14 protein-coding genes are annotated in these 15,599 nt (G+C 49.8%); 11 read left to right on the forward strand and 3 right to left on the reverse strand.

Annotation, left to right across the window (positions count from 1 at the left end):
• The first annotated feature begins 22 nt into the window (after positions 1 to 22).
• The 6 genes from QW772_08035 to QW772_08060 are packed head-to-tail and all read left to right on the forward strand — an operon-like array spanning position 23 to position 4,582.
• On the forward strand, positions 23 to 1,735 hold the full coding sequence (locus QW772_08035; GenBank protein ID MEM0038858.1) for an NADH-quinone oxidoreductase subunit C: 1,713 nt from the start codon (positions 23 to 25) through the stop codon (positions 1,733 to 1,735).
• The gene (locus QW772_08040) at positions 1,728 to 2,246 is read left to right on the forward strand and encodes a 4Fe-4S dicluster domain-containing protein (protein MEM0038859.1); all 519 of its coding nucleotides are present in this window, start codon (positions 1,728 to 1,730) and stop codon (positions 2,244 to 2,246) included. The genes QW772_08035 and QW772_08040 overlap by 8 nt, the downstream gene beginning before the upstream one ends.
• On the forward strand, positions 2,230 to 2,763 hold the full coding sequence (locus QW772_08045; GenBank protein MEM0038860.1) for an NADH:ubiquinone oxidoreductase: 534 nt from the start codon (positions 2,230 to 2,232) through the stop codon (positions 2,761 to 2,763). The genes QW772_08040 and QW772_08045 overlap by 17 nt, the downstream gene beginning before the upstream one ends.
• Positions 2,753 to 3,034: a hypothetical protein gene (locus tag QW772_08050; protein ID MEM0038861.1), complete on the forward strand. Its 282-nt coding sequence runs from the start codon at positions 2,753 to 2,755 to the stop codon at positions 3,032 to 3,034. Before QW772_08045 ends, QW772_08050 begins: the two co-directional genes overlap by 11 nt.
• Complete coding sequence (locus tag QW772_08055; GenBank protein MEM0038862.1) at positions 3,031 to 4,089, forward strand: FAD-dependent oxidoreductase; 1,059 nt, start codon at positions 3,031 to 3,033, stop codon at positions 4,087 to 4,089. The genes QW772_08050 and QW772_08055 overlap by 4 nt, the downstream gene beginning before the upstream one ends.
• A 1-nt stretch (position 4,090) precedes the next feature.
• Positions 4,091 to 4,582 (forward strand): 4Fe-4S dicluster domain-containing protein, encoded by a 492-nt coding sequence (locus QW772_08060; protein ID MEM0038863.1) that lies wholly within the window; start codon positions 4,091 to 4,093, stop codon positions 4,580 to 4,582.
• Between the two features lie 71 nt (positions 4,583 to 4,653).
• Here the strand turns inward: QW772_08060 and QW772_08065 are convergent, their stop codons facing one another.
• Positions 4,654 to 5,478 (reverse strand): inositol monophosphatase family protein, encoded by an 825-nt coding sequence (locus QW772_08065; protein ID MEM0038864.1) that lies wholly within the window; start codon positions 5,476 to 5,478, stop codon positions 4,654 to 4,656.
• A 90-nt stretch (positions 5,479 to 5,568) separates the two neighbouring features.
• Between QW772_08065 and QW772_08070 the strand changes: the two genes are divergently transcribed.
• From QW772_08070 to folE, 3 genes are all read left to right on the forward strand, one after another.
• Positions 5,569 to 8,226 carry a cation-translocating P-type ATPase gene (locus tag QW772_08070; protein MEM0038865.1) on the forward strand — a complete coding sequence of 886 codons (2,658 nt, stop codon included), beginning with the start codon at positions 5,569 to 5,571 and terminating at the stop codon, positions 8,224 to 8,226.
• A gap of 116 nt (positions 8,227 to 8,342) precedes the next feature.
• Positions 8,343 to 9,176: a cation transporter gene (locus tag QW772_08075; protein MEM0038866.1), complete on the forward strand. Its 834-nt coding sequence runs from the start codon at positions 8,343 to 8,345 to the stop codon at positions 9,174 to 9,176.
• 3 nt (positions 9,177 to 9,179) lie between these two features.
• Positions 9,180 to 9,806: a GTP cyclohydrolase I gene (gene folE, locus QW772_08080; protein MEM0038867.1), complete on the forward strand. Its 627-nt coding sequence runs from the start codon at positions 9,180 to 9,182 to the stop codon at positions 9,804 to 9,806.
• Here the strand turns inward: folE and QW772_08085 are convergent.
• Together QW772_08085 and QW772_08090 are read right to left on the reverse strand one after the other, a co-directional pair.
• The gene (locus tag QW772_08085; GenBank protein MEM0038868.1) at positions 9,792 to 10,727 is read right to left on the reverse strand and encodes an isoaspartyl peptidase/L-asparaginase; all 936 of its coding nucleotides are present in this window, start codon (positions 10,725 to 10,727) and stop codon (positions 9,792 to 9,794) included. The genes folE and QW772_08085 overlap by 15 nt on opposite strands.
• A 51-nt stretch (positions 10,728 to 10,778) precedes the next feature.
• Positions 10,779 to 11,921 carry a myo-inositol-1-phosphate synthase gene (locus tag QW772_08090; protein MEM0038869.1) on the reverse strand — a complete coding sequence of 381 codons (1,143 nt, stop codon included), beginning with the start codon at positions 11,919 to 11,921 and terminating at the stop codon, positions 10,779 to 10,781.
• 129 nt (positions 11,922 to 12,050) lie between these two features.
• On the opposite strand from QW772_08090, the gene QW772_08095 reads away from it, so the two are divergent.
• Together QW772_08095 and QW772_08100 are read left to right on the forward strand one after the other, a co-directional pair.
• On the forward strand, positions 12,051 to 14,495 hold the full coding sequence (locus QW772_08095; GenBank protein ID MEM0038870.1) for a valine--tRNA ligase: 2,445 nt from the start codon (positions 12,051 to 12,053) through the stop codon (positions 14,493 to 14,495).
• A gap of 24 nt (positions 14,496 to 14,519) precedes the next feature.
• Entirely contained in the window at positions 14,520 to 15,560 is a 1,041-nt protein-coding gene (locus tag QW772_08100; GenBank protein ID MEM0038871.1) for a radical SAM protein, read from the forward strand.
• Positions 15,561 to 15,599 lie beyond the last annotated feature (39 nt).

Below are 15,599 nucleotides of genomic sequence, written 5' to 3' on the forward strand. Positions count from 1 at the left end.
AATGTAATAATGGGTGAGGATGATGTTCAGTGATCTTGAGCGCCTCAGACCTATGGACAGTATAGCCCGCGGGCCTCGAAGTCTTGCAATACTGAATAAGTTAGCGGACGTTTGCGGAGACTCAATACTGGATGTGACCCGAGACGGCATCACGATTAGGATTACCCTCAAGGCCGGATGCCTTCGTAAGGCCCTTGAGACTATTTACAGTGAGCATGACCTGTATTTCAGAACTCTGACTGCATCTGATGAGAGACGTGAGGAGGGTGTTTACAAGCTCTACTACGTTCTAGGTATAGATAGTGAGGGAACGAATTTAGTTATTGAGGTACCTGTCCCAGAGGCCGTGGAGATTTACACGGCCAGCGACCTCTTCAGAGCCTCCGACTGGTATGAATTGGAAGCCCACGATCTTTTTGGGATTAGGTTCAACGGCAGGACTCTGAGGAGGCTGGTCTTGCCTGAGGACTGGCCTGAAGATCTCCATCCACTGAGGAAGGACGTTAGTGTTGAGGAGCTTAGAGAGCTCTATCAACCGCAGATGATCTCTAGGGTGGTTACTGAACTAGGTGTGGAGGAGGTGGTTAGGATCCCTATAGGACCCTACCACCCAGCCCTCCACGAGCCTGAGTATTTTGAGTTGTACGTTAGGGGAGAGAAGGTGGTTGACGCTAGATATATTGGCTTCATGGTTCATAGGGGTATTGAGAAGTTGGCCGAGAGCATGAAGTATGATCAGGTACCTTTTCTAGCTGAACGCATCTGCGGCATATGCGGCTTTGTACACTCGACGAGCTACGTGCAGGCGGTGGAAGACGCTCTAAACATAGAGGTTCCTGAAAGGGCGGAATTCATAAGGTCCATAGTGCTTGAGGTTGAGCGGCTTCACAGTCATCTTCTGTGGCTTGGGGTGGCCCTCCACCTCCTCGGATACGACACGGGCTTCATGCATGCATGGAGGATTAGAGAGAAGATTATGGTGCTTGCCGAACTGCTCACAGGCAGTAGGAAGACGTATGGCATAGCTCTCGTAGGCGGGGTTAAAAAAGACATCGCTCAAGATACTGTATCTAAAGTTAAGGAGACTTTAGACCGGTTAAAGAGGGAGTATAGGGAGTTCGTAGACGTCGCGACCAGCGTGCCGCAAGTTAGAGCTAGGCTAACTGGGACCGGGATACTGCCCAGGGGTGAGGCGAGGGCCTACTCACTAGTGGGTCCCACAGTCCGCGGCTCGGGTCTGGCTAGAGATGTGAGGAAAGATTACACGTACGCGGCGTATCACTACGTAAGCTTCAATGTTCCCGTCTACACAGAGGGCGATAACCTAGCTAGGACGCTGGTTAGGGTTGACGAGGTGTTCGAGAGCATAAGTATTTTAGAACAGCTGATAGATATGCTACCTAGCGGACCTATAATGGTTGAGAGTTGGGAAACACAACCAATGAAACTCGGTATAGGCTCTGTAGAGGCTCCGAGAGGTGAGGTCATTCACGTCGTCGTGACCGGGCATTACAGTCCCTACAGGTGGAGGGTCAGAGCTCCTACCTATCAGAACCTCCAGGCAGTGCCGATCATGCTAAAGGGCGTTGACTTAGCTGACGCACCACTGACCATAGCGAGCATAGACCCGTGCTTCTCATGCACTGATAGAGCTACAATAATCAACCTGAGATCGGGAAGCGTTAAGACCGTGCCCATCGAGATTATTTCCAGGAGGGGTTCAGGTCGTGGTTAAGTTCTTGAGGATGCTCGCTATATCGGCTCGTGAAGGAACTGCCACAAGGAAATATCCGTTTGAGTCGTCATTAGTGACTCCAGAATTCAGAGGTAGAGTAGATATAGATCCAGCCAAATGCGTGGGTTGCGGAGCCTGTGTGAGGATATGCCCCCCAAGCGCCCTCACATTAAATTACGAGAGCGATGAGGTAGTTCTTAAGTACTTCATAGGCCGGTGTATCTTCTGCGGCATGTGTGCCTACGTGTGTCCCCAGGACGCAATAACGATTACCAAGGAATTTGAATTAGCGACTCCTGAGTTAAACGATCTCTATGACGAGGTGGTTCACACCGCAGTTAAATGCAACGTCTGCGGGAAGCCGTTCACAACCGTTAAGTTAGTCAAGGAGGTTGAGAAAAGAATTGACGGCGGCGACATGAGCCCGCTATTTAACACATGCCCTGAGTGTAGGAGAAAACTCACTGCTCGTAGGGTAGGGAGTGGTGTAACGGGTGTCAGCGTTGAGTAGCGATGGTTTAGATGGTCTAACCAACGGCCCGCTGGAGGAAGCATTTAAGAGGCTTAAGAGAAGCGTGTGGGTTTTCCACTTGAATACAGGCAGTTGTAATGGCTGTGATATAGAGGTTCTTGACGTACTTACCCCGTACTTCGATGTGGAGAGATTCGGCATTAAGTTGGTGGGGTCTCCCAGACATGCCGACCTGATACTACTCACAGGCCCTGTAACTATCAAGACCCTCAGCAAAGTGATTAAAGCAATTAAGGCGATGCCTAGACCGAGACTAATCCTAGCGTTAGGTTCTTGCGCAGTCGGTGGCGGGATATGGTTTAACACGTACTCAACGCTCGGCGGATATCCAAAACTGGAGGAAGTGCTTAAAAAGGTCGGGGTAGAGGTTGATAAAGTCGTCTACGTTCCGGGATGCCCGGTGAGACCTGAAGCCATAATTTATGGCGCTGCTGTCCTGCTGGGACTCCTTCAACCCAAAGTAACGCACAGGAGGATGGTGGCTGTTGAAGGTTAGGATATATCACTGCATTGAACATGGTTCAGGCGCTATAATCCCGAGACATCACGTACCCTCATACTCAATATGCGAAGATATTAGTGAGGTTGAGTTACAGGAGTTGAGGAGTTCCCTGCCGGGCAAGACCATAGAGACGCTTGTCAGGCGAGGGGAACTCATGATTAGTGATCCGGACCTGGTTGAGGGTCTCTCTGGAAGGAAAGTGGAGAACTCGTACGTTAAATTAATTATTGTTTCAGAACATCTAGGAGGTGATGTTAAGGGATGAAGTTCGCCTTCATGTGTAAGGGCGGCAGGGGAGGAGGCAGAGGGAGGGTAGCGGTTGTAGGGGGCGGTCCCGCCGGCTTAACCGCCGCAGGCTACTTAGTATGTCAAGGGTATGAAGTCGATCTATTCGATAAGTTGCCTTTAGCAGGAGGTATGATGATGTTCGCAATACCGCCTACTAGAATTCCCAGGGAGAATATAACGGAGGGCGTGGACGACCTTGAAGGCAACTTCGGAGTTAAGTTCAACTACAAGACCAAAGTCTTCTGCGGCGATAACGTGAGGCATGACGAGGGGGATGAGTTCGTTGAGAGAACTGTGGAATTGAGTAAGCTGATGGCGGACTATGATGCAGTGTTAATAACCACTGGTATCTGGTCCTCCAGGAAGCTAGGGGTGCCAGGTGACGACGCTAAGAACGTCTACACTGCGCTCGAGTACCTGTTCAGCTTATGGGTCTACGAGCTCGGCCTTACCAGTCATAAACCCTCAATAGGGAGTAAGGTGGTTGTGGTGGGCGGAGGCTACAGCGCCATCGACGCTGCGGAGACGGCCCTCAGAAAGGGGGCTAAAGAGGTCTACCTGACCTACAGGAGGACGATCAAAGAAGCTCCAGCGGGGGAATATGAAGTGAGTAGAGTGGCTTCTGAAGGCGTTAACTGGGTTGAGCTAGCCCAGCCTACGAGGGTGATCGTGGACAACGGCAAAGTCGTTGGTGTGGAGTTCATTAAGATGAAGTTAGGAGAGCCGGATGAGACGGGCAGACCTAGGCCGATCCCAATACCTGGGTCGGAACACATCATTGAAGCTGACACGGTTTTAGCAGCCGTAGGTGAAATCCCCACACCCCCGCTAAACACCGAATGTGACGGTATCAAAGTAGACCCTAGAAAGAGGACGGTCGTAGTGAACAGCAAGATGCAAACAGGAGTGGAGAAGGTCTTTGCCGCAGGTGATGTGGTAACAGGTCCCTCCATGGTCGGTAAGGCTGTGGGCAGCGGACTGAGGGTCGCAGCACAAATAGATGCTTTCTTAAGATCCAGGAAGGTGGTGTGAATTGAATCAAGAGGTAGTAAGCAAATATGGCGGTATGGTGAGAGTGATAAATTACGACGTATGTATAGGTTGCTTCACATGTGAGGAAGTGTGTAAGTTCGTGCACGAGGGCACAGGCTACATCATACTTTATGACATAGGGGGAGGACTCAACAAGCCGATATCATGCTTTCACTGTGTGAAAGCACCTTGCGTCATTGCATGCCCGACTAAGGCTATGCATAGAGATAAGGACGGTGCTGTCCTAGTTGACATATCTAAGTGTATAGGATGCTCAGCCTGCGTTGCTGCTTGCCCCTTCGGCATCCCCGAGATAGTGCCGCCGGGATTCGCAACTAAATGCGATCTATGCCTTCCTCTGAGAAAGGAGGGACTGACCCCCGGGTGCGTGGCGATGTGTCCTACTAAAGCAATACTCTGGGGCGGCACTACTAAAGTTGCAGAGGAGTTGAGGGTAAGAGCCCTCAAGAAGCTCGTATATAAACCACTTTGAAGTGAACCGCGACCGTCTTTAAACCATCGCACAATCTCGATAGACGAAATTTCGTCAAGGATTATTGATCTCTAAGACTTCCCCTCAACCCTCTCGCTCTCGACGTATGCTTCACTTAGTCTCTCTAAGTAATGCTCGTTAAACCCCACCAGTATGCACTCCACCTTCCTAACGCTATTTAAGTGTATTGAGAGAGCGTCGGAACCTTCACAGACTCTGGCCTTAGCACCAAGGGCTAAGGCTATCCTCAGTGCGGCAGCTACGTCCACGTTTCTTAACTTAGCCCTGGTGTCGATGAATGCTTCCGCGTTGCCTAAGCCAACATGAATTATATCTAATGCAGCGCTGCCCAACGACCTTAGACTAGCGCGCGAACCTCTCTTAACCCAGTATTCAGGGATTATCCTGTAGGCTCTAGGGACTTCGAAGTATCCTAGAACCACCTCCGGCGGTTTAGGTCTTCGGGACGCGGGGGCTCCGCTCACCAGCACTCCCTCGTCAAACCCGAAGCTGTAGTTGATCTTGCGGTAGATATCGTACACCACGGCATATTCTATGTCGCCTACACTCACGTCCTCCGCTAACGGAGCTGCAGCAATCGAAACCGAGACCCATGGTATGGATGCCTCATAGTTGATGGAACCATCCACAGGATCCACTACAATGACCCATTTAGGTTCCTCGCAGAACCTTTGAACGCCGGATTCTTCACTGACAAATATGAAACAGTCCTCAACGCCCTTCCTCAGTTCCTCAAATATTAATCTCTCAGACACTACATCGAATTCCTTCGAAGTATCACCGGAAGCATTCACGCCAACAGTGATTGATGATCGGCGGATCTCAGTCAGGTAGTCCCCAACCCTTCTGGCAGCAGCTTTTAATATCTCCAGCAACTCCTTACACTCAATTAACTATACCCTTCAAGACTCTTTTAAGCGTTAGCTCCGCAGTAGATTAGGGCGTTACGGTTGAGCTGGCATGCGATGGAGGTTGCGGAGGTTCTGAAGGAGTTAGGTAGCGGCTATGAGGGCCTCACATCGACGGAGGCTGCTAGAAGACTCTCAATTCACGGACGTAACGAGCTCATTAGCAAACCTAGATCCTCCATCTCTATATTCCTGAAACAGTTCACCAACTTCCTAATATTGGTTCTCTTAGCAGCCACGCTAGTCTCAATCTTTTTAGGGGAGGTCATAGATGCTCTGGCAATCCTGACTATAGTGCTTGTGATGGGTTTCTCAGGCTTTATACAGGAGTTCAGAGCGGAGAAGGCTATCGAAGCGTTGAAGAAGTTGGTAGTGTCTGAAGTCAAGGTCGTCAGAGACGGTGAAATCAAGGTCATTCCATCAACGGAGTTGGTGCCCGGCGACGTGATCCTCCTCGGCGAAGGCGATAAGGTGCCCGCCGACGTCAGGCTCATAGAGTCAATTGAGTTAAGAGTGGATGAGTCACCTCTGACAGGTGAGTCTGAGCCGGTTCCGAAGGAACACACGACGCCGCTCCCTCCGAATACGGAACTACCCTCAAGGACTAACATGCTCTTCATGGGCACGTACATATATTCAGGTAAATGTAGAGGGGTCGTTGTCGCCACAGGCTCTAAAACGGAGTTAGGCAAGATAGCTGTTAAGCTGGGCGAGATCAAGGAGAAGAGAACCTTACTTGAGGTGGAGTTGGACAGGCTTGGAAGAAGACTCGGCGCTGTGATTCTCTGCATAAGTGTTTTGGTATTCGTTATATCTTACCTAATTGTCAAGGAACCTGTGATTGAATCAATGCTCCTAGCGGTCGCATTAGCTGTGGCCGCCATACCGGAGGGTCTGCCGGCTATAGCGACATCCGTCCTTGCACTAGGTGCCTACAGAATGTCTGAACAAAAAATCATAGTGAGGGAGTTAGGGGCCATAGAAACCTTAGGTGCGTGTGATGTCGTAGCTTCAGATAAAACGGGGACGATAACCACGGGTGAGATGACTGTTAAGAAGGTGTGGCTGAGCAGAACGGAACTCGGCGTGAGTGGTCAGGGCTTCAAACCTGAAGGTGAGGTATTGCTGCCTAGAGAGTTCAATCGCTCATTAACTAAAGAAGTCGAGATATTGGCTAATTACGTCGTCGCGCACGTTGGCGAGGATGCGAGTGTATTCCGCGAAGGGGATACTTGGAAGATTAAGGGCTCACCAACCGAGGGTGCAGCACTAGTCTTCGCTTATAAAGTGCTTGGACATAAGGCGAGTGACGAGCTCGGGAAAAACTTAGAAACAGTTAAGACAATGCCCTTCGACAGGTTCCGAAAGAGGAAAACGACTATTCACAGACTTGATGGAGGAGAGTTCCTTGCCATATCTTCGGGTGCTCCGGAGGTCCTCCTAAGTTTGTCAAGATATCTGAGGGTTGAGGGTAACGTCGCCGAACTCGACGCCCAGCTCAGGGGTGAGGTAAGCAGGTATATAGAGACTATAGCTTCCCAGGGTTTCAGGACCTATGGCATCGCTTATAGAGTTATAGACTCCAGGACGCTCGACGCAGGGGCGGAGGTCATTGAGAACGACCTTGTTTTCTTTGCCGTTATGGGGATTATAGACCCTCCTAGGGAGGGGGTGAGGGAAGCCGTTGAGGAGTTGCGTCGGGCTGGCATAAAGACCATCATGATTACTGGAGATCATAAACTTACAGCGGAGGCGGTAGGTCGGTTAATAGGGCTTGATAAAGGCCTCATGCTTGAGGGTAAGGAACTCGATTCTATGAGTGATGAAGAGTTGGAGAGAATCATTGATGATGTGGTGATTCTGGCCAGAGTAACTCCTGAGCATAAGAGGAGGGTCGTCAAGGCGCTTCAAGCGAGGGGGCATGTGGTCGCCATGACCGGTGACGGCGTTAATGACGCGCTGGCGTTGAAGGAGGCGAACCTGGGTATAGCTATGGGGATTAAAGGAACCGACGTCGCTAAGGAGGTCTCTAAACTCATCATTAAGGACGATAACTTCGTCACTATATCTGTTGCTGTTAAGGAGGGAAGAATAATATTTGAGAATCTCAAGAAGCCTATAAACTACCTCCTGCCGGCAAACCTGGGCGAGATAGCCACCATTTTAGCCGCTGAATTATCTGCCCTGCCGTCACCGTTAACTCCAGCTCAACTACTCTGGATAAACGTGACTACGGACGCGTTACCGGCACTAGCGCTCAGCGCTGAACCACCAGAGCCGGATATAATGGACAGACCGCCTAGAAGAATGCATGAGGCGTTCCTAACCAACAGGAAGATTGCTTACTTCACACTATTAGGTGCCCTAATAGGAATCACCAACTTGCTGATATACCGATATGTCCTTACATCCTATCTAGACATATCGCTGGCAAGGACTTCGACCTACCTAGCGATCGGGATGAGCGAATTTGGACGAGCACTGGTCTCCAGGTCAGAGACCAGACACTTCTGGTTTAGGCCCCATAACAAGTGGTTAATACCGGCCATCACTCTGTCGCTAGTGTTGCTTGCTTCGACGATATACATCCCGGCACTCTCCTCAATCTTCAAAACAGTCGGTCTGTCGGTAGAGTTACTAGTTCTCGCCAGCGTAACATCGTTGCCAATACTAATCATAGATGAGCTGAGGAAGGAGTTGAGGAAGAGGATCTAACTCGCTTTAACTGCTTGGTGGTAAACTCAATTGCGGTTAAAATGTAGTGTATACATGGTCAGTACTTCAAGCTTAAAGGTATAGTTAATTTCCTTATATTTTAGGGTAGGTGGGCTTTGAGGAGCAACGACGTACTAGGTCTAATCTTGACGTTCTCGACTCTAGGGGGACTGTTCAAGATCCTAGGAGGTCTGCTCTACGGCTCGAGGGCGGTCTTCGTCGATGCTTTAACCTCTATAGCCAACTTAATAGCTCTACTACTATCAATTAGGTTCTGGAGAAGTAGCTTAGAGCCTCCAGATGAGGATCATCATTTCGGGCACTACAAGCTAGCCTTCGGCGGCACTATATCAACTCTGATGGTTTATTCATTCGTCGCGGGCATAGCCACTTTCAAGTTGCTAGACGTTGGAAGATATTCCGTCTCGCTGGGTGCTCCGCTAATGGCTTTACTGGGTGTTCTTTGCTACACTATTTCCGTACTGGTTTCGAAGAGATTCGGCAGCATATTCGTTCACTACTCAGCATTCACTGTCAGCGAGTTAATAGAGGGTGCAGTGGTGATTCTGTCCTCGCTGGGGGGCGCAATCCTGAGCTACCTGATAGACTACGGCGGTGCGGTAGTGCTTACAATCTACATACTCCACGAGCTGAAGGGGGTTTTTAACGAAGTTTTAGGTTACATCAGCGACATAGCGCCTTCAGCAGAATTAATGGATCTAGTGAGGAAGGAGTTCGTGACGAACGGTCTCCACCTGAGTGAATTGCGCCTTAGGAGTGTGGACGGCAAGCATTATCAAGGTACCGCATCTGTGGTGGTGGAGTCTGAGGATGATATATCGCTCGTAAGTAGCAGAGTTGACAACGTCAAGAAGTTGTTAGGACGTCGTGGTATCGAGCTAGTTGTTGAGATTAAGCCGGAGGCATTAGGGCGGGAGTCGGGTGAGTGACTTATGGGAGTAAATGAAGATCTGAACTCAAGACGTGATGCGTTAAAGAGAGTCATAAGAGACTTTATTAAGCTCATCGGAGACGATCCTGAGCGCCCGGAACTAATGGAAACTCCTGAGAGGGTAGCTAGGATGTGGCTTGAAGAACTGGCTTCCGGATATGGTCAAGACCCAGATGAATACCTTAAATATTTCTACGTCAACTCTGTCGATTATGTGAGCGCCAGCCGACTGATTGCCGTGATGAACATACCGGTTAGATCTGTTTGTGAGCACCACCTGCTGCCGTTTTACGGATACGCCCACATTGCGTACATCCCGGGTAGCGAGGTTGTGGGTTTGAGTAAATTCGCGCGGATAGTTAACGTGTTTGCTAGAAGGCTTCAGCTTCAGGAGAGACTCACGGAGGAGATAGCCGACTACCTGAACAGGAAGCTCAAGACCAGAGGACTTCTGGTGATTATCGAGGCGATGCACACGTGCGCCTTAGTCAGAGGGATTGAGGAACCATTAAGCATGATTACTTCCTCGACGAGGGGCGAGCTGACCACCGATAGAGAGCTGCGTGAGGAAGCCATTGAGTTAATAAACTCTAGGAGGATGCCTCCTAAAGGGTTACAGGCTTCCTGATCGTTTGAACCCGGTCAGCATCAATTCCTTTGACTCGACCTTAATATAACCCCACGGCATAGCCTGCGTGTTGTATGCCCCATACGGGTTTCCGTTACAGTCAAGCACTATCAGGCCGGCTGTGTCTCTGCCGTAGAGTGACGTGTGATATTGGATTGCCATACCGGCTGCAGTATCCGCTAGGTACCCCTCGTTAATCAACTTTACCGCCCTATACGACAACATGCTCATCATTATGGTCTCCCCTATACCCGTAGCTACTGCAGCGCCGTACCTGTTAGCGAAGAACCCGGCGCCGGGAATGGCTGAGTCACCAACGCGTCCTGGGAACTTGAGGATCACGCCACCTGTTGATACTGCCGCAGCCAGCCTACCCTCACTATCTAGCGCAATCGCGCCTACAGTGTCGACGTAGCCTAGCTCGCGAGCTAATTCAAGACTCTTTTTGAAGATGAGATCACCCGATTTAATCCTGCTTAGAGCCTCCTCGTATCGCCTTCTAGCTCTCTCAGAGGGACCTGGGTGTTGAGGTAGCTCTAGTCGTGCGGCTAGCTCGTCGGCAGCGCTTCCAGCAAGTAGAATGTGATCTGTCAGCTCAAGAACCTTACGGGCAAGTACTACCGGGTTCTTAGGGTACTTAACAGCGGCGACCGCCCCAGCCTTTCCGCTCCATCCATCCATGACTCCTGCATCCATCGAGATGTCCCCCCTTATATCGAGGACTGAACCCAATCCCGCGTTAAGGACGCCTGAATCCTCCAGCTTTACTGTGGCTTCAACGGCAGACTCGAGGGCTGATCCGCCCCTCTCCAACACTTCCGCGCCAGACGTTAAAGCGTCCGTAACCACTTTCTTAACCAGGGCCTCGTCGAGATATCTCCACGTACCGGCTCCGGCGTGAACAACCACCACTCCCCTCATGTGTTGGTCCCGAAAGAAAGACAATCCTTGTGGTAATAAGCTCTGCGGGGGTCATTCAAGGTCAAACTTGTTGAGCAACTCATAGTAAGCCCTGGTTTTACATATGTTGGGCGCGCCGCGCGGTCCAGGTCTCTTCATGTAGAATGCGTTGACCTCATAGACAGTGCCTCTCCAGCCCCTATCCACTGAGATCTTTCCGAGTCTAATTAGGTCGCATAATATTCCTGCCAATGCGGGTGAGTCGTTTATCCTCGCATTAACGTATATGGAGTCCCTGAAGTCGTTGAAGCTTAAGTATTCTATGTGCATTGCAACATACTTCTTATCTCCTAAAGGCTCTAGGTAGCCAGTGGGTCTAATGTATGTAGGCACTTCATATCCTAGTATGTCCTTAACCATGCTGGACTTAGTTAGTTCCTTCATGCGGTTCCTGTCCTCCCTAGTTAACGCGTAGAAGTCCGTGTTACCGCCTATGTTGAACTGAACTATGAACTCAACGAGTCTGTTCCTCTGCGCCAGATGCTCGATTAGATCCGCCGTCAGAGGGGTGGCGCCGGTGGCTCCGTCATCGCCGAACACGGTAACTCCTGAGTCCTCTAGGATCTTAAGGAGTCCTGGATTATTGGCTACAGGTGTTGGTATCACGTTCACGAAAGCGGCCCTTCCCCTGCGTTTAGCGTATAGTGCAGTCACGTAGGCGTATGAGTGTGTGGCCGGCACATCGCCTGCCTCAAGCCTCTTAAGCGCTGTTGTCTCATCATCGTACTCCTCACCGTACTCCGTCGATATTATGTTTACTATTACATCGGGACCCAGACCCATCCACTCTTCAAGTAATGTTCTCACGCCGTTAGCGTAGCCCATGATGTCGTCGAGTCCTTGGGCCTCAACATCTAGTCCATCTGTTGAATTCCTCCTTAACCCCCTTCTAACAACTACGGTCTTGAGTTCTTCAGGGACTGGGTACTCATCTCCCATAACCTCCCTAGCCACATCATATAAAGTCTTACCAACTTTAGAGTTGTCAACATCGTAAACTCCTACGATCTCTATGTCCTCCACGTTATAGGGCAGTTTGTGCTTGGCTAGAGGTATGCCATAGGGTTTAATAAGGCCTTTCTTCAGTCTTGTCAAGCCTGTCGCTAGGTGAGCGGCGACATACCCAGAACCTAGCAACACTGCTCTAATTGCCATATTTATCCCCACAAATATAGTTTCAGAGAAATTAAATCTTTCGGAACCGCATGTACCTGTAGCTCATCCACTGCGACTTCGATAGCAAAGTTAATAAAGTTCTACGTTTGTTCTGTTATAGGTGATTAAGTGACGCTGGAGCCGAAGGTTAGGATTAAGAGATGGGAACCCTCTGTAGAGGAGGAGCTGCTTAGGAAATGGATTGAGGAGGAGGTTAAGGAGCCTGAAATAGACTTCATCAGTGACGATAGCTACGTGGTTATAGACACCCCACCACCGTATCCTTCAGGCGAGTGGGGTGTTGGTCAAGCAGCCCATTACGCGCAAATAGACATGGTTGCTCGGGCTCTGAGAATCCTTGGCCATAAAGTCTTGCTACCTTTTTACGCGGATCGAAACGGACTACCGGCAGAGGTAGTTGTTGAGAGGAAATACGGGATCTCGGCACATGAGATTGCAAACACATCTGAAGGCAGACTTAAGTTCCTTGAGATGGTCAGCAGCGTGCTGGACGAGTACGAGTCCACCCTAGTAAGGACTTGGAGGAGATTGGGGTGTTCGTATCAGTACTGGACTGAAGGCACGGATTCACCTAACTACAGGAGGTTGACGCAGGCAACGTTCATGGATATGTGGAGTAAGGGCCTCATATATGAGGCCGAGAGGCCTGTCATGTGGTGCCCTAGGTGCAGGACCTCCCTGGCTGAGGCGGAGATAGAGTTTAGGGAGGAGGAGGGGAAGCTCTACCACATAAAGTTCAGAGTTGCTGAAACAGGGGAGGATATAGTTATAGCGACGACCAGACCTGAGTTGCTTAACGGGTGCGGTGCTGTGATATTCCATCCGGACGACTCCAGATATAAACACCTTGAAGGAAAACACGCGGTGGTGCCCCTCTATGATAACGAAGTGCCTATAATTGCGAGCACGTACGCCAACCCTGACTTCGGCACGGGCTTGGCTATGATGTGTTCCTACGGTGACACTAGAGATATATGGTTCTTTAAAGAACAAGAGATCGCGCCGAGAATACTAATTAACCCGGACGGGACTATGAACGAAAAATCGGGCTTTCTCAAGGGGTTGACAATCAGGAAGGCTCGGGATGTCATAGCGGATGAGCTCAAGAAGAAGGACCATCTCCTGAAGGAGGAGTTCCTAAAACATGAGATCCCGGTATGTTGGAGATGCAAAACACCAGTAGAGTACATCCACGTTAAAGAGTTCTTCCTGAGGCAGATCGACTTCAAGGATGAGATCCTTAAGATAGGCAACATGATGTCTTTCAAACCTCCAGAGCATAAGATCAAGTTCGACAACTGGGTCAACTCGCTCAAGATGGATTGGCCTATCTCAAGGACCAGGTTCTACGGAACTGAAATACCTATATGGAGATGTAGCAAATGCGGTCACATACTCCTCGGAAGGTATGGAGAGTATGTGAGACCTTGGATCGATCCGCCGCCGCACGATAAATGTCCTAACTGCGGGGCCTCTAAGGAACACCTACTAGGTGAGACCAGAACCTTTGACACTTGGTTCGACTCGTCCGTCAGCGTGCTCTATGTAACCAGGTGGCTCAACAATAAGGAGGCCGCTCTTAAAGCCTTGGATCACTCGCTGAGGCCGCAGGGATACGACATAATAAGGACATGGCTTTACTACTCCACGTTAAGAGTGTGGCTACTGGCGGGGAAACCCCCCTTCAAGTGGGTCAGGATATCCGGGATGGGCTTAGATCCTAAGGGGAGAGCCATGCATAAGTCGTTAGGGAATATAGTGCCACCGATGCCCTACATAGAGAAGTATGGTGCTGACGCATTCAGGTATTGGGCGGCTGCGTCCGGAATGCTTGGTAGTGACTACAGATGGTCAGAAGGTCTAGTTAGGAGTGGTCAAGCGTTTGCAACAAAGTTAGTCAACATAGGCAGGTTCATTTCATTCTTCGATGAACCCCCGCTGGAGGATTCAGTGCTGAAGGAGGTGGATAGAGCTATGATTAAATATGCGGTCTCCACAGTCAAGAGGGTTCTCGACCACTACAGAGAGCTTGACGTGTTCAGACCTATAAACGAGCTTTACACATTAGCGTGGGATGTTTTCGCATCCAACTACTTGGAGATCGCTAAGATGAGGGCCTACGGGATGGGCAACTATGACGAGAGGTACGTGAACGGCGCTAGGTACACCCTTCACAGAGTCTTTAAACTCATACTCAAGGCCCTACATCCAATCATGCCCTTCGTGACTGACTACCTATGGAGATGCATGTATTCTCCTAAAGGATTGAGGAACGTCACGATCACAGATGAGGACTTAAGCGTATTAGGCGGTGACGAGGTACTGATAGAGAACTTAATAAAAGTTAACTCGGCGATATGGAAGTATAAGAAGGAGAACAACATATCGTTTGCCGAACCACTGGAGGCCGCCCTATATCTCCCGCAGGAATGCGAGAAAATAGCCGATGAAATCAGAGACCTACATAAAGTCAGAACTGTAGTGGTGGGTCTTCCTAAGGACGTCTCCAAAGCGATTAAGCTGGACGAGGGGATTTTCCTCATGCAAATGTGATGACGTACGAACGGCAGGAGAAACATGCAAAAACAAACCCCAAGCAACTGTGATGAAGTAGGGTGCTGGGTCGGTAAACTCCCTAAGGGATGCGCTCAATGCATTAAAGGTTTGAAGAGCGTCTTCTTCGCCACCGGTATATGTGGTGAGAGATGTTTTTATTGTCCACTCTCAAGTCATAGAAAAGGTAGCGCGAGGAATTACATTAACGAGTCTTTGGTGAGAGATGAACGAGACATACTGCTGGAGATACTGGCGTCGAGCTCCAAAGGCGTAGGGGTAACGGGTGGCGATCCACTCATAGTGGCTGACTACGTTGCTGAAGTCATTAGACTGTTAAAGGATAACCTAGGTCGAAGGTTCCATGTACATCTATACACTACGGGGAAGCATCTCGACGAAAAAGTTATGAACACGTTAGTTAACGTAGGACTCGACGAGCTCAGAATCCACGTTACTGGAACACACTCCTGGGAGGCCTTAAGGATTGCACTAGACCACAACCTAGATGTTGGAATAGAGAATCCGGCCGTCCCAGATTTCGAGGGACTCAAAAACATGATTAGTGAAGGCGTTAAATTCGGTGTGGACTTCATAAATTTGAACGAGATGGAGGTAAGCGAGTCAAACTACTTAGGGATTATGAGTAAAGGTTTAAGGGTGAACAGTGATGGCCTAACGGTGGCCGGGTCAAGGGAGACGGCATTACGTGTTATGGCTTGGGTATTGGAGGAAGGCGTGCCAGTAAACATACACTATTGTCCGGCGAGGTTTAAAGACATGTACCAGTTCAGAAGAAGGTTGATTAGAAGATTCAGGGCGGTCAGGATGCCTTACGAAACCCTCAGCATAGAGGGTACCGTCAAATGGGTTGAGGTACCCTATAGCGAGAGCGAGTCCCTCAGAAGGCTCATCCTCTCAGGACTTGCGGTCCGGCGAGGAAACACAGTCTACGCAAGTGTTAAAGCTACCAAGTACTGGCGTGCAAACCTGCCTAACAATTGCAGGGTCGTTGAGGCTTATCCAACAACACCCAGGAGAATCCTCAACACGTGCGAGATATAACGTAACCTTAACTATGGAGAAGTTCTTGCTTAGAGGTTT

Source organism: Zestosphaera sp. (assembly GCA_038727705.1).
GTDB lineage: Archaea > Thermoproteota > Thermoprotei_A > Sulfolobales > NBVN01 > Zestomicrobium.